This window comes from Bradyrhizobium sp. 197 (genome assembly GCF_023073375.1).
Lineage (GTDB): Bacteria > Pseudomonadota > Alphaproteobacteria > Rhizobiales > Xanthobacteraceae > Bradyrhizobium.
Genome location: NZ_JADPJJ010000168.1, coordinates 23,941 through 45,104, shown reverse-complemented (window position 1 = coordinate 45,104; position 21,164 = coordinate 23,941). Strand labels below are relative to the sequence as shown.

Annotated in this window: 20 protein-coding genes, 1 tRNA gene and 1 pseudogene; 8 read left to right on the top strand and 14 right to left on the bottom strand. The window is 62.5% G+C overall.

Annotated elements, in window-relative coordinates:
- Positions 1–14: 14 nt before the first annotated feature.
- From IVB27_RS37430 to IVB27_RS37415, 4 genes are all read left to right on the top strand, one after another.
- Entirely contained in the window at positions 15–449 is a 435-nt protein-coding gene (locus IVB27_RS37430; protein ID WP_247447629.1) for a phasin, read from the top strand.
- 193 nt (positions 450–642) lie between these two features.
- Positions 643–719: transfer RNA gene (locus IVB27_RS37425), tRNA-His, on the top strand.
- An 83-nt stretch (positions 720–802) separates the two neighbouring features.
- Positions 803–2,419: a tyrosine-type recombinase/integrase gene (locus IVB27_RS37420; RefSeq protein WP_247447628.1), complete on the top strand. Its 1,617-nt coding sequence runs from the start codon at positions 803–805 to the stop codon at positions 2,417–2,419.
- 484 nt (positions 2,420–2,903) lie between these two features.
- The gene (locus IVB27_RS37415) at positions 2,904–4,241 is read left to right on the top strand and encodes an adenylate/guanylate cyclase domain-containing protein (RefSeq protein ID WP_247447627.1); all 1,338 of its coding nucleotides are present in this window, start codon (positions 2,904–2,906) and stop codon (positions 4,239–4,241) included.
- Positions 4,242–4,399: 158 nt separating this feature from the next.
- Here IVB27_RS37415 and IVB27_RS37410 read toward each other — a convergent pair whose 3' ends face one another.
- The 3 genes and pseudogenes from IVB27_RS37410 to IVB27_RS43915 all read right to left on the bottom strand — a co-directional run.
- A complete protein-coding gene (locus IVB27_RS37410) occupies positions 4,400–4,612 on the bottom strand; it encodes a hypothetical protein (protein WP_247447626.1) in 213 nt (70 codons plus the stop codon).
- A 170-nt stretch (positions 4,613–4,782) separates the two neighbouring features.
- A complete protein-coding gene (locus IVB27_RS37405; RefSeq protein WP_247447625.1) occupies positions 4,783–5,598 on the bottom strand; it encodes a hypothetical protein in 816 nt (271 codons plus the stop codon).
- A 116-nt stretch (positions 5,599–5,714) separates the two neighbouring features.
- A pseudogene (locus IVB27_RS43915) lies at positions 5,715–5,832 on the bottom strand (AEC family transporter); the annotation flags it as partial.
- A 166-nt stretch (positions 5,833–5,998) separates the two neighbouring features.
- On the opposite strand from IVB27_RS43915, the gene tenA reads away from it, so the two are divergent.
- Complete coding sequence (tenA, locus tag IVB27_RS37400) at positions 5,999–6,673, top strand: thiaminase II (RefSeq protein WP_247447624.1); 675 nt, start codon at positions 5,999–6,001, stop codon at positions 6,671–6,673.
- Positions 6,674–6,785: 112 nt separating this feature from the next.
- On the opposite strand, the gene IVB27_RS37395 is transcribed toward tenA, so the two are convergent.
- From IVB27_RS37395 to IVB27_RS37380, 4 genes are all read right to left on the bottom strand, one after another.
- Positions 6,786–7,190, bottom strand: a complete 405-nt coding sequence (locus IVB27_RS37395) for a nuclear transport factor 2 family protein (RefSeq protein WP_247447623.1) — start codon at positions 7,188–7,190, stop codon at positions 6,786–6,788.
- Positions 7,191–7,275: 85 nt separating this feature from the next.
- A complete protein-coding gene (locus IVB27_RS37390) occupies positions 7,276–8,214 on the bottom strand; it encodes an AEC family transporter (protein ID WP_247447622.1) in 939 nt (312 codons plus the stop codon).
- A gap of 6 nt (positions 8,215–8,220) precedes the next feature.
- Positions 8,221–9,144 carry an HpcH/HpaI aldolase/citrate lyase family protein gene (locus IVB27_RS37385; protein WP_247447621.1) on the bottom strand — a complete coding sequence of 308 codons (924 nt, stop codon included), beginning with the start codon at positions 9,142–9,144 and terminating at the stop codon, positions 8,221–8,223.
- A 2-nt stretch (positions 9,145–9,146) separates the two neighbouring features.
- The gene (locus IVB27_RS37380) at positions 9,147–10,313 is read right to left on the bottom strand and encodes a CaiB/BaiF CoA transferase family protein (protein ID WP_247447620.1); all 1,167 of its coding nucleotides are present in this window, start codon (positions 10,311–10,313) and stop codon (positions 9,147–9,149) included.
- A gap of 304 nt (positions 10,314–10,617) precedes the next feature.
- On the opposite strand from IVB27_RS37380, the gene IVB27_RS37375 reads away from it, so the two are divergent.
- Both IVB27_RS37375 and IVB27_RS37370 read left to right on the top strand, forming a co-directional pair.
- On the top strand, positions 10,618–10,992 hold the full coding sequence (locus tag IVB27_RS37375; protein WP_247447619.1) for a hypothetical protein: 375 nt from the start codon (positions 10,618–10,620) through the stop codon (positions 10,990–10,992).
- A 458-nt stretch (positions 10,993–11,450) separates the two neighbouring features.
- A complete protein-coding gene (locus IVB27_RS37370; protein WP_007596685.1) occupies positions 11,451–12,128 on the top strand; it encodes an AAA family ATPase in 678 nt (225 codons plus the stop codon).
- A gap of 76 nt (positions 12,129–12,204) precedes the next feature.
- On the opposite strand, the gene IVB27_RS37365 is transcribed toward IVB27_RS37370, so the two are convergent.
- The 5 genes from IVB27_RS37365 to trxB form a co-directional block, all read right to left on the bottom strand.
- On the bottom strand, positions 12,205–12,384 hold the full coding sequence (locus tag IVB27_RS37365) for a hypothetical protein (RefSeq protein WP_247447618.1): 180 nt from the start codon (positions 12,382–12,384) through the stop codon (positions 12,205–12,207).
- A gap of 98 nt (positions 12,385–12,482) precedes the next feature.
- Complete coding sequence (locus IVB27_RS37360; RefSeq protein WP_247339292.1) at positions 12,483–12,629, bottom strand: hypothetical protein; 147 nt, start codon at positions 12,627–12,629, stop codon at positions 12,483–12,485.
- Positions 12,630–12,804: 175 nt separating this feature from the next.
- Complete coding sequence (locus IVB27_RS37355) at positions 12,805–13,713, bottom strand: 4-hydroxy-tetrahydrodipicolinate synthase family protein (protein WP_247447617.1); 909 nt, start codon at positions 13,711–13,713, stop codon at positions 12,805–12,807.
- A gap of 462 nt (positions 13,714–14,175) precedes the next feature.
- Positions 14,176–15,099: a LysR family transcriptional regulator gene (locus tag IVB27_RS37350; protein ID WP_247320655.1), complete on the bottom strand. Its 924-nt coding sequence runs from the start codon at positions 15,097–15,099 to the stop codon at positions 14,176–14,178.
- Positions 15,100–15,104: 5 nt separating this feature from the next.
- Positions 15,105–16,070 (bottom strand): thioredoxin-disulfide reductase, encoded by a 966-nt coding sequence (trxB, locus tag IVB27_RS37345; protein WP_247339294.1) that lies wholly within the window; start codon positions 16,068–16,070, stop codon positions 15,105–15,107.
- Between the two features lie 265 nt (positions 16,071–16,335).
- Here trxB and IVB27_RS37340 point away from each other — a divergent pair, with 265 nt between their 5' ends.
- Positions 16,336–16,815, top strand: a complete 480-nt coding sequence (locus IVB27_RS37340) for an Lrp/AsnC family transcriptional regulator (protein ID WP_247339296.1) — start codon at positions 16,336–16,338, stop codon at positions 16,813–16,815.
- 166 nt (positions 16,816–16,981) lie between these two features.
- Here the strand turns inward: IVB27_RS37340 and greA are convergent, their stop codons facing one another.
- Together greA and carB are read right to left on the bottom strand one after the other, a co-directional pair.
- A complete protein-coding gene (greA, locus tag IVB27_RS37335) occupies positions 16,982–17,455 on the bottom strand; it encodes a transcription elongation factor GreA (RefSeq protein ID WP_247339301.1) in 474 nt (157 codons plus the stop codon).
- A gap of 200 nt (positions 17,456–17,655) precedes the next feature.
- The gene (carB, locus tag IVB27_RS37330) at positions 17,656–21,120 is read right to left on the bottom strand and encodes a carbamoyl-phosphate synthase large subunit (protein WP_247447616.1); all 3,465 of its coding nucleotides are present in this window, start codon (positions 21,118–21,120) and stop codon (positions 17,656–17,658) included.
- Positions 21,121–21,164 lie beyond the last annotated feature (44 nt).

Sequence of the window (21,164 nt, the reverse complement as noted above, 5' to 3'; positions counted from 1 at the left end):
TGTGAGGGATAACCATGACAGGTGCGACTGATCCGTTTTCTGCCTCGATCATTCCGTTCGAGGTCCCCGAGCAGATGCGCGCGTTCGCCGAAAAGGGCGTGTCGCAGGCCCGCGAGAGCTACGCCAAGTTCAAGGACGCCGCCGAGACCCACAACGGCACCGTCGAGGCCGTGTTCACCTCCGCCAACAAGGGCGCGAGCGAGTACACCGCCAAGCTGGTGGAGTTCATGAAGGCCAACACCAGCGCCCAGCTCGACTTCGCCCAGCAGCTGTTCAGCCTCAAGTCGCCGGCCGAAGCGCTGCAGCTGTGGACCGGCCACACCCGCACCCAGTTCGAGACCTTCCAGTCCCAGGCCAAGGAGCTGGTCGAGCTGACCCAGCGCGTCGCCGCCGCGACCGCCGAGCCGATCAAGGCCAGCGCCGCCAAGCTCTACACGCCCGCCGCCTAAGCGCATTGGGTCGTTTGAGTTAAGAAACCCGGGCCTAGAGCCCGGGTTTTGCTTTGGAAATAACGTCGCCGAGCGGACGATTTGGGGGTCTTGCGGCCTTGCCAAAAACGCCCATTGCACCTAGTTTCCGCCCCGTCCAGCCCCCTTAGGTCACGGCCCTTTCAGGGCGCCCAGAGGCGCGGCTCGCAAGGATGCAGTTGTAGCTCAGTTGGTTAGAGCGCCTGTCTGTGGAACAGGAGGTCGGTGGTTCGAGCCCACCCAACTGTACCAAGTTACGCAATTGTACTGCAATCCCGGCATCTTACTGATAGACCTCGCGTATTTGCGCTGCCAAAATACAAAAGGCTGCACAAATGGCATTGCGAATGGTCGCGCTAAACCGGCTTTCAGACAATCGGTGGTTCGCGCGAAAAGTCATCCCCGAGGATGTCCGAGAGGAGTACCTGCGCCTATACGGCACGAAGCGTGAGGCCCACTTGAAGCTCCCCGCTGACACGCCACGGCATGAGACCAAGGCTCGCCTTGGTGAATGGGCCGCTGACGTCGAAACACGCATTGCCACTCTTCGCGCCCATCGGAATGGCGAGGGCCAGCCGCTCACCAAGCTCAACGCAATCGCGCTTGCAGGCCGCTGGTACAACTGGTTCGTGAAGCAGCATGCGGATGATCCCGGGCCGGCGAAGCGTTGGCGAGAAACGGCCAACTACTTCGTTTGGGATGTGCTGCGGAATGAGGCTCCTGACAGTTACGAGGAAGACCCCAGCTCAGACCCGCATTGCGATTGGGAGAAGGCGCCCGAGGTCCGTGACGCGGTGCGACCGCATGTGACTGAGCTGGCACGCACAGCGACTTTCCTCGCCAGCGAGGGGAAGGTCTTGAATGCGACCGCCTACGCGCTGTTCGTGGACGCTGTTTGCGACAACCTGTTGTCGGTGCTTGAGAGGCGAGCGAAAGGTGATTACTCGCGCGATGATACTCCAGACGCTTTCCCGCCGTTCACAGACGGACCCACACGCGCGCCGAGTGTAAGCTGCTGGGAGCTATTCGGGGCCTTCGTGCTTGCAACGAGGCCTGCGCCCAAGACGGTGACGCGTTGGCGGGCCGTCTTCCTTGAGATGCAGAGGGAGTTTGCTGACGTCGGAGCAAACGGGATCACGGAGGACGCCGCGCGCAAATGGGTGCACGGCCTAATCACCGAGGCGCGTCAGGCAATCACCGTACGCGAGGTGTGGCTTTCCTCGTCCTGCCGCGTATTTGGGTGGGCCCGCGAGCACAAGCGGATTGCGCAAAACCCATTCAAGGAAGTCCGGGTGGACGTGCCGAGAAAGGTGCAGACCCGCGAGGAGGGCCGCAGCTTCACTGAAACAGAGGCCGGTACCATCCTCAAAGCCAGCCTCACCATAAGGAAGCCGTCCACGCCTACTGAGCGAACGCGCCGTTGGGTGCCGTGGCTGTGTGCCTACTCGGGAGCGCGGCCTGGGGAAATCAGGCAGCTGCGGGGCATCGACGTGGAGGACCGCAAGGGGCTGTTCGTGATGAAGCTCACGCCGGACGCCGGCACTATCAAGACAGCAAAGCCTCGCACTGTGCCCATCCACGAGCATCTGTTGGCTCAGGGCTTCATTGAGATGGTGAAGCAGGTAGGGAAGGGTGCGCTGTTCTACAATGACAGGACGCCGCAGCGATTGAGCGCGGATCCTCTGAAGCCATCGCGGTCGCGCGCCGACACCGCCCGAGCCCACCTCGGCGAATGGGTCCGCAGGTTGGGCGTCAATGACCCTGAACTCAGCCCCAATCATGCATGGAGGCACAGTTTCAAAAGGCGCGCTGACGAGATCGGGATGCCGGAGAAGATGAATGACGCTATAACTGGCCACACCCAGGCGACTGAAGGCAGGAAGTACGGCGCGCCGACCCCGGCAGCTATGGCCGACGCGTTGAAGAAGTTTCCTCGATACAAACTCGATTGATGCTATTTGCCCAGAGGGACCATCGCATGTCTCTCGCGCTACGGCGTGCAACTGGCGAGAGCGACCCGCAGGGCATTACGGCTCACGGGGATCCCCGAAAGCTCACGACGGCCAACGCGATCATTGTCTCGCCTGTCTAAGACGTCGGGACCTGCTATGCGCACGCGTGGCGCCAAGGTAACCCGATGACGGCGCAAGGCCGCTCTGGGACTGGCGAGAGCCGCGTCGGCTAAACGCACGAGAGCGGACGAGGCCGAGGCCGCGCGGCAGGTCGCAGTTTGACCCTCAGCGGCGTGGGGGCCGCGTCGGCACAGAAGCACCTGCACGAACTTCTTGAGCGCGGGCCTCGTCGCAGGACATTGACTGGCTTGTGGCTGGTGAGAGGCCGTCCAGGCTAGTCGGAGAGGGTCATCAGGTTTGGGATCAGATTGATATTCACCCTTAACTGTCCAATAATACTGCGGACTTAGCGCAGGGGTTGGCAATGAACACATCTACTCTGCCCGAAACCCAGTACGCCCAGAGTGGGGACTTCAGTATCGCCTACCAGGTGATGGGCGATGGACCAGTCGATATCATTCTCGTGCCGGGCATCATTTCGCACATCGATTTTCAGCACGAACTTCCGGGCTACACCCGTTTTCTGCGCCGGCTTGCGAAATTCGCGCGGGTCGTCACTTTCGACAAGCGAGGACAGGGCTTATCTGATCGTCTCGCGGACGTTCCTTCGCTTGAGGAGCGAATTGACGATGTGCGTGCAATCATGGACGCGATTGGCTCCAAACGGGCGGTGCTGGTCGGCTTTTCGGAGGGCGCGGCCATGTGCGTGCTGTTTGCCACGACCTATCCTGAACGGGTCTCGCAAGTGGTGTTGTTCGGCGGCCTTGCGCGCATTGCGGACCTGATGTCGGCGAACCTCGCGCCCGAGGTCGTCCAAGAGCGGCTAGCCGCGGTTGTGAACGGGTGGGGTAACGGACAATTCCTGAGCAGGGTGTTCGCGAGTGATATCGGCAATCCGGAAGCGGTCGCGCGTATCGCCAAGTTTGAGAAGTTGGGGAGCAGCCCCGGTGCGCTGAAGTCATACATCCTTTCGAACCGACGTATCGATATCAATCCTATCCTTCCTTCGCTCCGCACGCCGTGCCTAATCCTGCATCGCGCGACCGACGCTCAGGTCCCGGTGATCCTGGGTCGAAAACTCGCGGAAAGTATCCCTGGCGCTAAGTACATAGAATACGCATCGGGAGATCATGCTTTCTGGACCGGCGATATCGAGACCGTTACGGGCGATATTGAGGAGTTCGTGACCGGGCACCGAGCGGCGGCGGACGCAGACTTCGAACGTATTCTCGCCACAGTATTGTTCACGGACATCGTTGGCTCTACCAACCGGGCAGCGCAGATTGGCGATCAACGCTGGCGCGACCTTCTGGACAACCACGATGACCTAACAAACCGCCTCATCAGCAAACATCGCGGTACTCTCGTCAAAAGTACGGGGGACGGTATTCTAGCGACGTTCGATGGCCCCGGCCGTGCCGTACGTTGCGCGTTGGCGCTCAGCGAGGAGACGAAGAGTATTGGCCTTCCTGTACGTGCCGGTCTCCATTGCGGTGAGGTCGAGGTTAGAGGGAGCGATATCGGTGGTATTGCCGTCCACGCCGCGGCGCGCGTGATGTCGCAGTCCGGAAGCAGCGAAGTCCTAGTGTCGCGGGTGGTAACCGATCTTGTTGCAGGGACGGATCTGAAGTTTTCTGAGCGGGGATCTTATGAGCTGAAAGGTCTGCCTGGAAAATGGGACCTCTTCTCCGCCAGCAGGTAGCAAAGTTGGGGACAAAGACAAATAGCGCATGAGAAGCAATACACGATGTGCCGGCCGGCTCGCGTCGGCACAGGCCTCTCAGAGATGTTGGGATGACGTTGAGCAAGGGGACCGCACCTGAGGCTCCGAATGGGAAACCTTGGTGCGGCCAGTGCTGATCAGGCGGCCTTCACGAGGAAGCTCTTCGCTGCCCTGCCTTTACCTTCCGAACCGTACGTCACCCCAATGGACCTCAGGGCCACCGTGGTCCCGTAGTTCTCGTCACGAAGCAGCTTTTGCAAGTCCTTGCGCTGCTGAGGCTTCAAGCTGAACTCTCGGCCGATCACGTTCATGTAGGTGCGGCCCGGATTGCGGTGCGCCATGTAGGTCACCAGCCGCTCGTGAGGTATCCCCGAGCGCTTCACACGGACCTTAGGACCGTCGGGCTCGAATGCCCAGTCTTGCACCAATACGTTGGGCAGCTCCTGCCGACGCTACCTGCGCCAAGGTACCTGGGACGTCGGCGACATAAATTAGTGCACTGTCGCCGTAATCTGCGGTTTCACTCGGATTGGTCAGAGCCATTCTTCATTGACTCCGCAATGACGTCGAACAGTTCGATAAACGCCTTACCTCCAAGCAAAAGGTCGTCGTTATCGAATTTCCGGCGGTATTCGGCGACGCCCGGAACCAACCGATCGAAAACATCCAAATTTTCGATTTCGAAGGCGAACTCCGGATCGTTCTCGCAGTAGATTCTGAAGGTTACCGGCGGCCTGATGCAGTAAGGATTTCCCCCCGTATCGATCCCAACTTCAAAAGTCAGCGTGTCACCAAAGCCTGCACTTGGCTTCAGCCATCGATTGCGGCGGCGCTTGAATCCGAGCGCGATACAAAATTCATCCGCAAACGGAATAAAATCACGCTTCTTTCCGGACCAATTGACCGGTCTGATACCCAGACGCTCGCTTTCAGGCTTGTGGAGACTGCGGAAAAAAGCAGTCTCGCCTTCACGAAATGCCGCATCGAAGTAGATTTTCTTATAGCGCTCAAACAAGCACGACATCAGCGGTGGAGCTCGAAACGGCTCTTCGACGACCCTGTTGAGAAAAAGTTCATCCAGAAGGCGCGAGCGATAGCGTGGCTGCACCATGAAGCTCCTGGTGTCAGGATCGCCCCGTCCAAGCGATTGCATCGTTTCCACAGCGACGTCATCCCAATATCGATTGAGGATATCCGTCTCTTCCTCGCCGCAGGAAGCGATGACCCTTGCTTGCCACGCTCGGTGGAGCGAGTAACCGCGTGCCTCGAAAGCAAGCTGTGTCGGACGACGACCGGGCCAAGTTTCCATTCTACGCAGAAGCCGATGCGGTTCCATTGGCCGATGTTCCTTCCAATACTCATCCAAACAAGACGCTCGTAGCCGCTCCTGCCGCCCCTCCCGCCGCACCACTCAGGCAGAAATCGGCACGGCGACCGATACCAACGGCGAACCTATCTCCCCGCCACCACCACCACCGGCAACGACGGCCGCCAGCAACGTCCCCAGCGCCACCGCGCCCGAGACCGGGTTCACCAGCCGCCGATACTGAACCGCAAAGATGTACGCGTTGGGGTTACGGTGACGGTGCACAAAACTCTCGACGCGGAGAGTGCCCTATCGGTAACGCTGCTCAAAGCCAGTTTTGTGCGCGGTCACCGTAGCTCGTCGGATCGCAATGCGCTATCGGTAGCGAACCAAAGGCGTTCATCGACAAGCAAGCCAGGCGAAAAAGATCGTGAGTTTCTTCGAGCGTCTCAAGACAGAAGCATCCGTTGAGTGGCGGGCTTACACCGAGCACCCTTTCACGAACGGATTGGCAGACGGCTCGCTCCCCGAAGCGGCGTTTCGTCACTACCTCGTTCAGGACTACCTGTTCCTCATCGAGTTTGCTCGCGCCTACGCGCTCGCGGTCTACAAGTCGCCCAGACTTGCCGACATGCGTGAAGCAGCGGCCGGCCTTTCGGCCATCCTCGACGTCGAGATGAACCTGCATGTGAAGCTCTGTGCCGATTGGGGTCTGTCCCCGACCGACCTTGAACAGGCTCCTCCGGCGGCCGAGATGCTGGCCTATACACGCTACGTGCTCGACGCGGGAATGCGCGGCGACCTGCTGGCTCTCAAGGTGGCGCTTGCCCCCTGCGTGATCGGGTACGCGGAGATCGCAACGCGGCTCGCCTCGCTCCCCCTCGCGGACGCTGCGACGAACTCCTACCGCGTCTGGATCGCCGAGTACGCCGGCGTGCCGTACCAGGAGGTCGCTGCCAAAGCGCGGGCGCATATGGAGCATCTCGCCGATCTCTACGCCACGCCGGCCCGCGAGGCAGAGCTGATTGCGATCTTCAAGGAAGCCACCCGACTCGAGGCAGACTTCTGGGAGATGGCCTGGCGCGCGGGCCAGCGTGTTCAATAGCCCTTTCGGCAGTCATCAGGCTCATCACCTGAAGGTCATACAATCACGAATTACTGTGACAGTGCACCAAACTCACCAACGTCAGGCGACACTAACAGAACCTCATCGCACGTCAGGAGATCATCGCCTTGATCTGCGCAGTGTCCGCAAACTCGATCAGCTCGACGATCTTGCCATCCTGAAGTCTGAACAGGTCCAGGATCTCGGTACTGGAAGCCTGCCCGGTCGGACGGTATCGAACGTCCACGCGGGAATGGACAGCAACACGATCTCCGTCAACCAGCTCAGCCAGGATTTCGCGACCTTCGAAGCCGAATTCATCAATCAATTTACTGAAGGCTCCACGCAGGGTCTGATGTCCCTGCATACTCCCTGTCAGTTCGAGCGCGCTCTTGTCGCCCATCAAGGTGAACAGACCTTCGGGATGAAAGGCTGTCACCAAGCCCTCGGCGTCACCGCGGTCGCGTGCGGCGTAAGCGCTTCTGATCAATGCCAGCATCTCTTCACGCTGTCCCATGTTACCCTCCCTGTAGGACGTGTCAGGGCAGACTAGCGACCTTTGCGTGTAAACGCAAAATCCATCCGAACCATGGTGCAAGTGTTCAGCGCGCCACCACCCACACCACCACCGGCAGCGTCACCGCCGCCAGCAGCGTGCCCAGGGCCACCGCGCCCGACACCGGGTTCACCAGCCGCTGGTACTGAACCGCGAAGATGTACGCGTTGGCGCCGGTCGGCATCGCCGCGAACAGCACGACCACGCCGGCCGCGAGCGGCGGCAGGTCGAGCAGCTTTGCGAGCACGAACGCGGCCGCCGGCATCGCCAGCAGTTTTAACGCGGACATCACGAGGATGCCGAGCTTCTCGCCCTTGACCTCGAACCGAAACAGATTGATGCCGAGCGCGATCAGCGCGGCCGGCGATCCCGCCTGCGCCAGTAGCTCGACGGTCCTGTCGACGACGGGATGCAGGCCAAGGCCGGTGAGACGCCAGAGCAGGCCGAAGCCGATCGCCAGCATGATCGGGTTGCGGGAGAGATCCAGCAGCACCGGCAGGATCAGCGACGCGGCCGAGGCGGTCTGCTTGCGGTCGACCAGCTCCATCTGCAGCGTGCCGCAGAGCCAGAGCAGCGGCGTGTTCACCGACAGGATCAGCGCCATCGGCCCCGCGGCCTCATTGCCCAGCGCCGACAGCGTCAGGGGAATGCCGAGCATCACGATGTTGCCGTAGACCGAGCCGATCGCGAACACGACCCCGTCCTCGCGATCCTCGCGCCGCTTCCGCAGCAGCGCCGAGAGCGCCAGCGCCGCGATCCAGGTGAGCGCGAGCGCGCCGTAATAGGCGCCCCACATCCGCCACGGGCTGACGCCGGAAAATTCCGACACCACGATGGTGCGGAACAGCAGCGCAGGTATGGCGATGCTGAAGGCGAATTCGGAGATGCCCTTGTGCGCGGTCTCGGAGACGAAGCGGAACAGCACCGCGGCATAGCCCGCCGCGATCAGCGCAAACACCGGCGCGACGATCAACATCGTGGCCATGCGATCCTACGACCCCAACGCGATAATCCGGCGCGCCATGCGCACATTGGCATAGTCGATCATCTTGCCGTCGAGTGTCACCGCGCCCTGGCCCTGCGCCTCGGCCTGCGCCATGGCCTCGACGACCCGCCGCGCGTGCGCCAGTTCGGTGTCGGACGGGACGAACGCCCGCAGCGTCGGTTCGATCTGGTCGGGATGGATCACCTGCTTGCCGTCAAAACCCATCGCCGCGGCCTTGAGCGCGCTGCTTTCAGTCAATCTGGCATCCCGGAACGCGCCGCACGGACCGTCGATGGCGCGCAGGCCGAACGCGCGCGCGGCCACCAGCAGGCGCATCATCGGATAGGCGAACAGGTCGAGCGGGGCGGAAGCATAGCCGCTCTGGGCGGAGCCCACGTGCCGGTAGCCGTCCGGCGACGCGCCGATTTCCGAGGAGCGGGCGCCGATCGAGGCGGCGAAATCGCCGACGCCGAGATGAAGGGCGGCGATGCTTTGGTGCGAGGCGGCGAGCGCGTCGACATTGACGAGACCCAGCGCGGTCTCGATCAGCAGTTCGAGCGTCACAGGCGAAGGGCGACCGGGCGCGGCCGCGCGCAGCTGATCGGCAATGGCGGCGATGTCGCTCGCGCGCTCCGCCTTCGGCACGATCACCGAATCCAGCCTGGGGAGCGCAGCGAGCTTGCGGATTTCCTGCGCGATGAAGGGGCTGTCGACGGCGTTGATCCTGACAGCGACGATCTTGTTGCCCCAATCCAGGGAGGACAGCGACCGCGCAGCTTCCTCCAGCGCCGCACTCTTCTCAGACGGCGGCACGGCGTCCTCGAGGTCCATGAACACCGCATCCGCGGCCGAGGCAGCTGCCTTGGCGACGAGACGGGAGCGATGCGCGGGAACGGCCAGATAGACCCGCGTCGGCCGCTGAGGGGCCATCGTCATGTCTCTTTTGCGAGACCGAGTTCGCTGAGGATGGATTGGTTGTGCTGCCCGACGCCAGGCACCGGATCCATCCGGGGCGACAGGCCTGGAATGGTGAGAGCCGGCAGGAAGCTCATCACCGGTCCGCACGGTGAGCCAACCGTTTGCACCCGGAAGCGGGAGCGGAGCTGTTCGTGCTCCAGGAAAGCCTCCACCGAATTCAGATGCGCGTTGGCGATCGAGGCCTCGTCGAGCAGCCGCAGCACCTCGTCACTGGTCATCGCTGCAAAACGCTGCTCGATATGTGTTTGCAGATCGTCCCTGTTCTGCATGCGCAGCGGATTGGTGCGGAAGCGGGGGTGGTCGGCAAATGCCGCATCGCCAAGGACAATGGCGCACAGCGATCGCCATTCCCGGTCGTTTTGGATGCCGAAGAAGATCGTGTTGCCGTCTCCGACGCGGAAAGGGCCATACGGCGCTATCGTTGCATGCTTTGCCCCGGTTCGCGGCAGAGGCCGGCCCGCACTCTGGGTGTAGAAGGCGGGATAGCTCATCCAGTCCGTGATGGAATCGAACAGCGAGGCCTGGAAGGCGGTGCCCTTGCCGGTCCGCTCGCGGCGATACAGCGCCATCAGCACGCCGTTGAGGATGTACATGCCGGTGGCGATGTCGACCACCGAAAGTCCGACCTTCGCAGGCTCCGCCTCGGTACCGTTGATGGCGAGGACGCCGGCCTCGCACTGAACCAGGAGATCGTAAGCCTTCTTGTTGCTGTAGGGTCCGCCCGCACCATAGCCCGAAACGTCGCAGGCGATGATCCGGGGAAATTTCCGCACGAGCGATGCGGCATCGAGGCCCAGCCGCTCCGCCGCGCCGGGCGCCAGGTTCTGAATGAAGACGTCGGCCTGCGGCAGCAAGGCGTCGAGCACCTTCTGGCCGTCCGGACTTTTGATGTCGATGGCGAGGCTCTCCTTCGACCTGTTGGTCCAGACGAACTGGCTCGACATCCCGTTCATCACGTGATCGTAGTCGCGGCAGAAATCGCCATCGCCCGGCCGCTCGATCTTGATGACCCGCGCGCCCCAGTCCGCAAGATGCCGGCTGGCCAGAGGAGCCGCAATCGCCTGCTCGAGCGAGACCACCGTCACGCCCGACAGCGGCAGGTCCGCCTCATTTCGCTCCATGCAATCCGCTCCCGCTTTCGACCAGCGCAGGAGCAAGCCGACCACCCCACGCACATGCTGTGATGATGACATGATGCCCCTGTTTTGCCCGACAAGTCAAACTGCATTTCGCTAAATCCTAATATTTGAAATGCCAGCAATCGCCGTGACTTGGCTACTGTGCATGGGGTTGTTTTCGCGTTTTTGTTCGCGAGGCCACCCTGTTGCCGAGACCGCACACGTCCCGGCTTTCGCATCTCCGCTCGGTTGCCAACGAACGCCCATTCACCCACTATTCCGTCCGACTCGACATTTTGGGGGATCAATGCCCGCGTTCCGCTTTAAAACATCCATGATGAAATACATGGCTGCGGCGATCTCGGGGATCGCCCTGGCCGTCCTGATCCACCCGGGTGCAGGCTTTGCCTACTCCCAGGAGGAGCAGCAGGCCTGCACGCCGGATGCGATGCGGCTGTGCGGCGACTTCGTTCCGAACGTCGACGCCATCACCGCCTGCATGATCCAGAAGAAGTCGCAGCTCTCGCCGGAGTGCCGGGCGTTCTTCCGGCCTGGACCGGAGCCCGGCATGGCGGCCGCGCCCCGCGCCGGCAAGCCGACCAGCATCGCGCCCAAAGCCGCGAAGAAGACCACCAAGCCGGCGCCGAAGGTGGCCAAGAAGAAGAAACCCAGCGAAAGCTGAGGGCGCGGCACCGCGTTCCCTTTTTGAAACGCGATCATGCCCGGGCAAAGCGCGCACTGCGTTTGAAGTCCCGGGCATTTCGTTTCCGGCCCCTCGTTCGACGGCCTTGAGTCAAAATGGCCGGGTCATCAGTCCCACACCAGCCACCGGACTCCTTTTGTTCGCCTCCGCGTGCGGACGCTTGCGACCACGGCGGGATGTAAACGAGTCGCGAAGCGGTTTGCGCGGCGAGGTTGCATTCCGCATTTTCCCGCCGGCCTGCTCAAAAAACGCACGATTGCTGGGGTGAAGGGCGGTCCGCTGCAGTTGGTCGCTGTCCGTCGCACGCAGCAGTGTGACTCAAAAGCCAACCTGCTTTGTTATTTCATGGCTCCAGCATAACTTACGACAAATTTTTCTTTCCCGAATCACCGCGGTGATTCATTTTCGCTGCCTGGGGTCAATCTGGAGGCAGAGGTATGAACGTTATTGTTTTTGCATCGCGTAAAGGTGGCTCGGGCAAGAGTACCCTGGCCGCGCATCTCGCCGCGCAGATCAAGGCGACCAAGCCGATCCTGCTCGTCGATGCGGATCCGCAAGGCTCGCTCACGCTGTGGCACAAGCTGCGTGGCACCAACGAGCCGCCGATCAAGTCCGCGGTGAACTCGGTCAGCGGCATCGTCTCCGCTGCCAAGCGCGACGGTTATGAATGGGTGTTGATCGACACGCCGCCGAACCTGTCGGCCGTCGTCGACGACGCCATCCGCAATGCCACCATGGTCGTGATCCCGGCCCGTCCCGGCGTGTTCGACGTCAACGCGGTGCAGGAAACGATCCAGATGTGCCGTGCGGCCCGCAAGCCCTACGCGGTCGTGCTCAACGGCGCGCCGGCGCGCCGCGACGAGTCCGAAAGCCCGATCGTCACCATCGCCCGCGAGGCGCTGGCAAAATTCCGGGCCCCGGTGTGGGGCGGCCAGATCACCAACCGTTCGGATTTGCTGATGGCGCTGAGCCACGGCGAAGGCGCGCGGGAATATCAGGCCGAGAGCCGTGCGGCTCAGGAAATCGCAAGGCTGTGGGCGGCGATCGAACGTTCGGTGAAGGCTATTCGCGGCACGGCGTCGGCTTCCGGCGCAATGCACAAGCAGGCGGCGTAATTTCCATAAATCATTCCCCGGACGAAAAACGCGCGGATCTCCGCGCGTTTTGCGTTTCTGGAGATCACTATGAAAGCTAGGCCACCATCAGCATGTAGAACACGATCACCGGCGACAAAGTGAGGATCACCGACCAGATGCCGGCGGCCCAGAGAATGTCCTCGGTGGTAAAGCCCTGCTGTCCAGCGTCGTAATGCGACGCCAATTCGTTATGACTATTCACAAACGCCCCCGCGATTTCTTCGCTTATGGGCATGAACGATAGGCGGGATGCTTTAAGATTCCGGGTCGCAATCTCGCGCGCATTCGAACACAAGTCTAACCCACGGATTAACCATCCGGACGTGCTCCGTGTCAGGCGAGCCAGACCCGAAACACCAGCACCGGCATCAGGCCGAGCATCACCGCCCAGAAGCCGAACGACGACACCACCAGAATTCCGCGCAACAGATCGGCGGACGCGAATATATCTGCCGCCGGCGGGCGGATGCGTTGCCCCATGGTTATTCCCCCTTTTGAAGACCGTGAATGAAAACGATAGGCGCGTTTGCGTAAACGAGCCGTGGATGCGTCATGCGGCAGCAGCGAAGGCCGTTCGCGCGTGGTTAACCACGGTGCGTCTTCCCTTCTCCCGCAAGGGAGAAGGGCGAGCGTGCGTGGATCGAAAGAGGAAGCTCTACGCCGCGACTTGCATCCGTCGCTCGATCTCGCGGTCGAGCTGGGCGGCGAGTTCGCTGCCGACTTCGACCATCGGCAGACGCACTTCGGGGCTATCGATGAGGCCCGTGCGCCACAGCCAGTACTTTGCCGGCGCGGGACTGGGTTCAGTGAACAACAGGCGCGTCAGTTCCGCGACCTCCTGCCAGCGCGCCAGCGCCGCATCGTGGTTGCCGCGCTTCAGCTCGGCATACACAGCCGCAAACGTCGCGGTCTCGAGATGCGCTGACAGCACGATGCCGCCGTCGGCGCCGTCGCTGAGTGCCTCGAAATAGTTCGCGTCCTCGCCGGTCAGCACGCGAAAATCCTTCGGACGGTCGCGCAGCAGCGCGATGGATTGCTCGCGGCTCGCGCCGCAATCCTTCAGGCCGATGATGTTCGGATGCTCGGCAAGCCGCAGCAGCGTCTGGTTGGTGATGTTGACCGAGGTGCGATAGGGGATGTTGTAGAGCGCGAGCGGCCAGGCGGCGTGATCGGCGAGCGCCTCGAAATGCGCCAGCACGCCGCGCTGCGACGGTCGCACATAATAGGGACTCGCGATCAGGTAGCCGTCGATCGGCCAGTCCGCGGTTTCATCGAGGCGGTCCTTCAGCCGCGCCGTGTCCGCGCCTGACAGTCCGAGGCAGATCGGAAGCTTGCTGGGGCCGGTGGTCAGCTCGTCGCGCACGATGGCGACGAGGCGTTCGAGCTCGGCATCGCGCAGCGTCATGCCTTCGCCGGAGGTCGCCCCCAGGATGAAGCCGTCAACGGCCTGTCCGCTGTAATGCCGTGTCAGCCGCCGCAGCGACCTTTCGTCGAGAGCGCCGTCGCGAAACGGCGTCACCAGCGGCAGCCAGAGCCCGTGCAAATGTTCCTGTAGTCCGGTCATGTTCCATCTCCTTCTCGAGAAAAACCTGAGACGAGGGCACATGAAAAAACCCCGTCCAGGCGGCGGGGTTTTCGGGGTTTGGCTCGCGATGACGAAGCTTGTTTAGCGCGCGCAAAAATCCGAGGTCCCCGGATGGGGGCCTTTTTTCGAGACGGCTGCCTCGAACGAAATTGCGCACGACTTCGTGATCATTTGCAAAGGATGCGGGGTACGCATGGAACTGTCAACACTCGCGGAACGCGAAAGCCGTTGAGGTCAAAAAAAAGCCGGGCTCGAACGAGCCCGGCTTAAGGTATTGGCCACGTGAGGCCGACACAATCACCTTCCAAGAGGGATTACTGAACTCCCGCGCCACTGGAGGAGGGGGACAAATGCGCAACGCGAAGGCTCAGCGTGCAAGCAGTATGAGCTTGACGAGCGGCCTGCAGCAACAGCCGAGGCCGCATGTCAGTCATGCGGAAATTAGGACGGCCAGCGCTGCGCCTTGCTCACCACGAAGTCGCGGAACACCTGCACACGCGCGACCGTCTTCAGCTCTTCCGGATAGACAAAATACGTATCGAGCTGGATCGAATCCGATTCGCCGAACAGCTGCACGAGGCGGCTCTGTTCTTCGATCAGATAGTCCGGCAGCGCCGCGATGCCGAGGCCTTGCTGACAGGCGCGGACGAGGCCGAGGATGTTGTTGACCCTGAAATAGGCTTCGCGCGGACCCGAGCCGTTGCGTCCCGCTTCGACCAGCCAGTTGCGGTTCTGAAGATGCGGCGCGAAGGTGCCGTCGGAGAGCGTGATGATGCGGTGGGAATCGAGCTCCTCCAGCGTGCGCGGCGTGCCGAAGCGCTTGATGTAATCAGGCGAGCAATAGGCGTGGAAGCCCATCGCGAAAAGCTTGCGCTGAATGAGATCCGGCTGCGTCGGCTTGCGGGTGCGGATCGCGACGTCGGCCTCGCGCATCGAGAGGTCGAGCTCTTCGTCGGTGACGATCAGCGAGATCCGGATTTCCGGATAGAGCGCGGTGAATTCGCCGAGCCGCGGGATCAGCCAGTTGATGCCGACGCCGGGCGTGGTGGTGATCTTGAGATCACCGCTCGGCCGCTCGCGGCTGTCGGTCAGTTTGGCGCGCGCCGCCTGCAGCTGCATGAACACGTCATGCGCGGTGCGGAACAGGAGGTCGCCCTGTTCGGTGAGGATCAGGCCGCGGGCGTGGCGGTGGAACAGCGAGACCGAGAGCTCCTGCTCGAGCGCCGAGACCTGGCGTGACACCGCCGATTGCGACAGGCCGAGCTGCTCGCCGGCATGGGTGAAGCTTCCCGCTTCCGCCGCCGCGTGAAACACCTTCAGCTTGTCCCAGTCCATATCCGTGAATCCGTCGCGTGTTCGTGCCATGATCTTTATTCCGCTGCCGCGCGCTCGCTGGCGCGCAGGGCCAAGAAACGTTCGGCTTCGAGAGCCGCCATGCAGCCGAGGCCGGCCGCTGTGACCGCTTGACGATAAGTCTCGTCGGCGACGTCGCCGGCGGCGAACAGGCCGGGCACCGAGGTGGCGGTCGAGTTCGGGGCGACCTCGACATAGCCCGATGGCTTGAGCTTGACCTGGTCTTTCACCAGCTCGGTCGCCGGCGCATGCCCGATAGCGATGAAGACACCGTCGGCCTTGTGCTCGGTGAGCGCGCCGGACTTGACGTTCTTGAGACGGACATGAGTGACCTTGCCCGGATTGCCTTCGCCGCAGATCTCGTCGATGGCGTTGTCCCAGACCACCTTGATCTTGGGATGCTTGAACAGGCGGTCCTGCAGGATGCGCTCGGCGCGGAAATGGTCGCGGCGGTGAACCACAGTCACCTGCGAGGCGAAATTGGTCAGGAACAGCGCTTCCTCGACCGCGGTGTTGCCGCCGCCGACCACGACCACTTCCTTGCCGCGGTAGAAGAAGCCGTCGCAGGTGGCGCAGGCCGAAACGCCAAAGCCCTTGAAGTTTTCTTCGGAGGAGATGCCGAGCCAGCGCGCCTGGGCGCCGGTGGCGAGGATCACTGTCTCGGCCAGATAGACGTCACCGCTATCGCAGGTGAGGCGGAACGGCCGCTGCGTGGTGTCGAGCTTGATCACCAGATCGGTCTTGATCTGGGTGCCCACATGCAGCGCCTGCTTCTCCATCTGCTCCATCAGCCAGGGGCCCTGGATCACGTCGGCGAAGCCCGGATAGTTCTCGACATCGGTCGTGATGGTGAGCTGACCGCCCGGCTGGATGCCCTGGATCAGGATCGGCTCGAGCATTGCGCGCGCGGCGTAGATCGCCGCCGTGTAACCGGCGGGGCCGGAGCCAATGATGACGACCTTTGCATGGACAGCGGCGGACATTTCGACAGATGCCTTTCACGGGGGATTGCAGCGCGGGCGCGGAACGTGCCGGGAGGCCTCGCGGAGGCGCTGAAATATCAGAGCTAATCTAAGCCTTCTGGTGAGCTATGCAAGAATTGCATTCCCTGTCGGCGGATTTTTCCAACAAGGAACAAAAGTCGATTGCGCTGCACGCGCAATAAAATTGCGCTGGTCGGGCCGTCTGCGCTATGAGGATTGCGATAAACGCACCAATAGCGCCGCAAACGCCAGGAGTTCCAATCACGTGTCGCGGAACCTAGACGAGATCGACCTGAAAATTCTCACCGAGATTCAGGCCGACGGTCGAATCACGAATGTCGAGCTGGCCAGGCGCGTCGGCATCTCGCCACCGCCCTGCCTGCGCCGCGTCCGGGCCTTGGAGGAGGAGGGGTATATCCACGGCTATCGCGGGCTCCTGGACGCGCGAAAGCTCGGCTTCGACGTCACGGTGTTTGCCGCGGTGCACCTCTCCAGCCAGGCCGAGGCTGATTTGCGCGCCTTCGAGGAGTTCGTCCGTGCCGAGCCGCTGGTGCGCGAGTGCTGGATGCTGTCGGGCGAAGTCGATTTCATCCTGAAATGCGTCGCACCCGACATGGCCACCTTCCAGGATTTCGTCACCCATTTGACCGCCGCCCCGCACGTCCGCAACGTGCGGACCTCGCTCGTGCTGCATAACTCGAAATACGAGGCGGCCGTGCCGCTCGACGTGAGGGGAAGAAGGTAGCTCGCACGATCTCGTGCCCCGGACGCAGCGCAGCAGCGCAAGAACGCTGCAGCGCGTCCGGGACACGAGAGTGAGGGCGCGAGCCCATCACATTCCCAGCAACATGCAGAAACAAAAAAGCCGCGCAGTGCGCGGCCTTTTTCAAATCACGCGCAACGGCAAATCGCTACCGCCACTCCACCTTGGTGATCTCATACGCCTTGGAGCCGCCGGGCGCGTTGACCTCGACGGTGGCGCCCTTCTTCTTGCCGATCAGCGCGCGTGCGAGCGGCGAGGTGATCGAGATGCGGCCCTTCTTGGCGTCGGCCTCGACTTCGCCGACGAGCTGCCACACGTTCTTTTTCTCGGTGTCCTCGTCGACCAGCGTCACGGTGGCGCCGAACTTGATGGTGTCGCCGGACAGCTTGGAGATGTCGATGATGTCGGCGCGCGCGAGCTTGTCCTCGAGCTCGGCGATGCGGCCTTCATTGTGGGACTGCTCTTCCTTCGCGGCGTGATATTCCGCGTTCTCGGAAAGGTCGCCGTGCGAGCGCGCCTCCGCGATATGCTCGATGATGCGCGGACGGTCCTCCGACTGGCGCTTCTTCAATTCTTCCCCGAGCGCGGCAAAGCCGCTCGCTGTCATCGGTACCTTTTCCATCTCTTCTCTCGTCCTTCGGTCGCGCGCGCCCCGAAATGTCAGCGCGCACGCAACTTGATTCGTCAGTCTATCCGGGCTCGACGCCGGACGTTGATATGGGCTTGGCGCCGGAACTGAACAACCAAATGGCCGGACAGTTCCTCCGGTCATTGTGGCTTCATCGCCAGTCACTTAGCGGAAAGTGGGCCTTCCGCTCGCGATCAGGTTTCCGAAAAGTAGCTCTGCAGGGTCCGAACCTCAAGGTCCCCGCCCAGATAGGCGTGGATGCCCTGCGCGGCCGCCACGGCCCCGGAAAGAGTGGTGTAATACGGCACTTTATGCAAGAGGGCCGCGCGCCGCAGAGAACGGCTGTCGGCGAGCGCCTGCGGGCCTTCGGTGGTGTTGAAGACGAGCTGGACGTCGCCATTGGTGATGGCGTCGACGATGTGCGGCCGGCCCTCCAGCACTTTGTTCACCCTCTCGGTCGGGATGCCCTGGTCGGTCAGGAAGCGCGCCGTGCCCGATGTCGCCAGCACCTTGAAGCCGAGCGAATGCAGCTCGCGAACGGCCTCGGCGATGCGCGTCTTGTCGCTCTCGCGAACCGAGACGAACACCGTGCCCTTGCGCGGCACCCGCGTGCCGCCGCCGAGCTGACTCTTGGCGAACGCCACCGCGAAGGAGCGGTCGATACCCATGACCTCGCCGGTCGAGCGCATCTCCGGACCCAACACGGTGTCGACTCCGGGGAAGCGGGCGAACGGAAATACCGATTCCTTGACGCCGACATGCTTGAAGTTCGCCTTCTTCAACTTGAAGTCAGCGAGCTTTTCACCGGCCATGACGCGCGCCGCGATCTTCGCAACCGGCGTGCCGACCACCTTGGCGACGAAAGGCACCGTGCGCGAGGCGCGCGGGTTGACTTCGAGCACGTAGATATCGCCGTCCTTGATGGCGTATTGCACGTTCATCAGGCCGACGACGTCGAGACCCAGCGCGAGCTCGCGGGTCTGCCGCTCCAGTTCCTCGATCATCTTGGCATCGAGCGAATGCGGCGGCAGCGAGCAGGCGCTGTCGCCGGAATGGATGCCGGCTTCCTCGATGTGCTCCATGATGCCGACGATGAAGGTGTCCTTGCCGTCGCAGAGGCAATCGACATCGATCTCGGTTGCGTCGGAGAGATAGCGGTCAAACAGCAGCGGGTTCTTGCCGAGCACAGTGTTGATCTGCCCGGTCTTGTCGTTCGGGTAGCGCGCCTTGACGTCAGACGGCACCAGCTCCGGCAGCGTGCCGAGCAGGTAATCGTTGAGCTGGTTCTCCTCGCGGATGATCTGCATCGCGCGGCCACCGAGCACGTAGGACGGGCGCACCACCAGCGGCAGTCCGAGATCGGTGCAGACGAGCCTCGCCTGCTCGACCGAATAGGCGATGCCGTTCTTCGGCTGCTTCAGCCGCAGCTTGTCGAGCACCCGCTTGAAGCGGTCGCGGTCCTCAGCCAGGTCGATAGCGTCGGGCGAGGTGCCGAGGATCGGCACTTCGGCGGCTTCCAGCGCGCGCGCCAGCTTGAGCGGGGTCTGGCCGCCGAACTGCACGATCACGCCATGCAGCGTGCCGTTGGTGCGCTCCTTCGCGATGATCTCCAGCACGTCCTCGGCGGTGAGCGGCTCGAAATAGAGCCGGTCGGCGGTGTCGTAGTCGGTCGACACCGTCTCCGGGTTGCAATTGACCATGATGGATTCGTAGCCGGCGTCATGCAGCGCGAAGCAGGCATGGCAGCAGCAATAGTCGAACTCGATGCCCTGGCCGATGCGGTTCGGCCCGCCGCCGAGGATGATGACCTTCTTCTTGTCGGACGGCGCGCTCTCGTCCGCAGGCGCACCCGCGAACGGCGCCTCATAGGTCGAGTACATGTAGGCGGTGGGCGAAGCGAACTCGGCCGCGCAGGTGTCGATGCGCTTATAGACCGGGCGGACGCCGAGCGCGTGGCGCTTCGCCGTCACCTCCGCCTCCGTCGTCTCCGCGATCATCGCAAGCCGGGCATCGGAGAAGCCCATGGCCTTGAGCGTGCGCATGCCGAACGCGTTGCCCGGCAGGCCGCTCTTGCGGACCTTCGCTTCCATGTCGACGATGCCGCGCATCTCGCTGAGGAACCACGGATCGATCTTGCAGGAATTGAAGATCTCCTCGTCCGACCAGCCGAGCCGCATCGCCTGGGCGACCTGGAGCAGCCGGTTCGGTGTCGGCGTGCCGAGCGCGGCGCGGATAGCGTTTTTGTCGTCGTCGCGGCCGAGACCTTCGATCTCGATCTCGTCAAGGCCGGTGAGACCGGTCTCGAGCCCGCGCAAGGCCTTCTGAAGGCTTTCCTGGAAGGTGCGGCCGATCGCCATGACTTCGCCGACCGACTTCATCGACGTCGTCAGCGTGGTGGAGGCGCCGGGGAATTTCTCGAAGGCGAAACGCGGCACCTTGGTGACGACATAGTCGATCGTCGGCTCGAACGAGGCCGGCGTGGCGCCGCCGGTGATGTCGTTGGCGATTTCGTCGAGCGTGTAGCCGACCGCAAGCTTGGCGGCGACCTTTGCGATCGGAAAGCCGGTGGCTTTCGAAGCCAGAGCGGAGGAACGCGACACGCGCGGGTTCATCTCGATGACGACCATGCGGCCGTCTTCGGGATTGACGCCGAACTGCACGTTGGAGCCACCGGTCTCGACGCCGATCTCGCGCAGCACCGCCAGCGAGGCGTCGCGCATGATCTGGTATTCCTTGTCGGTCAGCGTCAGCGCCGGCGCCACCGTGATGGAATCGCCGGTGTGCACGCCCATCGGATCGAGGTTCTCGATCGAGCAGACGATGATGCAATTGTCCTTCTTGTCGCGCACCACCTCCATCTCGTACTCTTTCCAGCCGAGCACGGATTCTTCGATCAGTACTTCGTTGGTGGGAGACGCATCCAGGCCGCGCTCGATGATGTCGAGGAACTCTTCCTTGTTGTAGGCGATGCCGCCGCCGGTGCCGCCCATGGTGAAGGAGGGGCGGATGATCGCGGGCAGGCCGATCTCGGACAGCGCCATCAGCGCCTGGCCGAGCGCATGTTCCTGATAGCGCTTGCGGCGGTCGCTTTCGCCGAGGGTCCACTGCTGCTCGAGTTCTGCGAGTGCCGCGCCCGAGGCCTTTGCGCGTTCGGCTTGGTACTTGTCGCGGAAGGACTTCTTCAGGGCGGAGGCGTTGGCGAGCCGCGACTTCGGCGTCTCAAGCCCGATCTTGGTCATGGCCTCCCGGAACAGCTGGCGGTCCTCGGCCTTGTCGATCGCGTCCGCAGTGGCGCCGATCATCTCGACGTCGAACTTTTCGAGCGTGCCCTGCCGGCGCAGCGACAGCGCGCAGTTCAGCGCAGTCTGTCCGCCCATGGTCGGCAGCAGCGCGAAGCCGCCGGGGATGGCGTGACGTTCCTTCTCGATGATCTTTGCGACGATCTCCGGCGTGATCGGCTCGATATAGGTCGCATCGGCCAATTCCGGATCGGTCATGATGGTGGCCGGGTTGGAATTGACGAGGACGATGCGGTAGCCCTCTTCCTTCAGCGTCTTCACCGCCTGCGTGCCCGAATAGTCGAACTCGCAGGCCTGTCCGATCACGATGGGACCGGCGCCGATGATCAGGATGGTGGTGATGTCTGTACGTTTGGGCATCAACTCTCGCCGAAGTGGAATTTGGGCACAAAAAAAGGGCGCGC

Bases quoted from the DNA above. Each gene is read 5' to 3' on its own strand.
- IVB27_RS37430 (WP_247447629.1), top strand. From the start codon at position 15: ATGACAGGTGCGACTGATCCGTTTTCTGCCTCGATCATTCCGTTCGAG.
- IVB27_RS37420 (WP_247447628.1), top strand. From the start codon at position 803: ATGGCATTGCGAATGGTCGCGCTAAACCGGCTTTCAGACAATCGGTGG.
- IVB27_RS37415 (WP_247447627.1), top strand. From the start codon at position 2,904: ATGAACACATCTACTCTGCCCGAAACCCAGTACGCCCAGAGTGGGGAC.
- IVB27_RS37405 (WP_247447625.1), bottom strand. From the start codon at position 5,598: ATGGAACCGCATCGGCTTCTGCGTAGAATGGAAACTTGGCCCGGTCGT.
- IVB27_RS37395 (WP_247447623.1), bottom strand. From the start codon at position 7,190: ATGGGACAGCGTGAAGAGATGCTGGCATTGATCAGAAGCGCTTACGCC.
- IVB27_RS37390 (WP_247447622.1), bottom strand. From the start codon at position 8,214: ATGGCCACGATGTTGATCGTCGCGCCGGTGTTTGCGCTGATCGCGGCG.
- IVB27_RS37385 (WP_247447621.1), bottom strand. From the start codon at position 9,144: ATGGCCCCTCAGCGGCCGACGCGGGTCTATCTGGCCGTTCCCGCGCAT.
- IVB27_RS37380 (WP_247447620.1), bottom strand. From the start codon at position 10,313: ATGGAGCGAAATGAGGCGGACCTGCCGCTGTCGGGCGTGACGGTGGTC.
- IVB27_RS37375 (WP_247447619.1), top strand. From the start codon at position 10,618: ATGCCCGCGTTCCGCTTTAAAACATCCATGATGAAATACATGGCTGCG.
- IVB27_RS37370 (WP_007596685.1), top strand. From the start codon at position 11,451: ATGAACGTTATTGTTTTTGCATCGCGTAAAGGTGGCTCGGGCAAGAGT.
- IVB27_RS37365 (WP_247447618.1), bottom strand. From the start codon at position 12,384: ATGCCCATAAGCGAAGAAATCGCGGGGGCGTTTGTGAATAGTCATAAC.
- IVB27_RS37360 (WP_247339292.1), bottom strand. From the start codon at position 12,629: ATGGGGCAACGCATCCGCCCGCCGGCGGCAGATATATTCGCGTCCGCC.
- IVB27_RS37355 (WP_247447617.1), bottom strand. From the start codon at position 13,713: ATGACCGGACTACAGGAACATTTGCACGGGCTCTGGCTGCCGCTGGTG.
- IVB27_RS37350 (WP_247320655.1), bottom strand. From the start codon at position 15,099: ATGGCACGAACACGCGACGGATTCACGGATATGGACTGGGACAAGCTG.
- trxB (WP_247339294.1), bottom strand. From the start codon at position 16,070: ATGTCCGCCGCTGTCCATGCAAAGGTCGTCATCATTGGCTCCGGCCCC.
- greA (WP_247339301.1), bottom strand. From the start codon at position 17,455: ATGGAAAAGGTACCGATGACAGCGAGCGGCTTTGCCGCGCTCGGGGAA.
- carB (WP_247447616.1), bottom strand. From the start codon at position 21,120: ATGCCCAAACGTACAGACATCACCACCATCCTGATCATCGGCGCCGGT.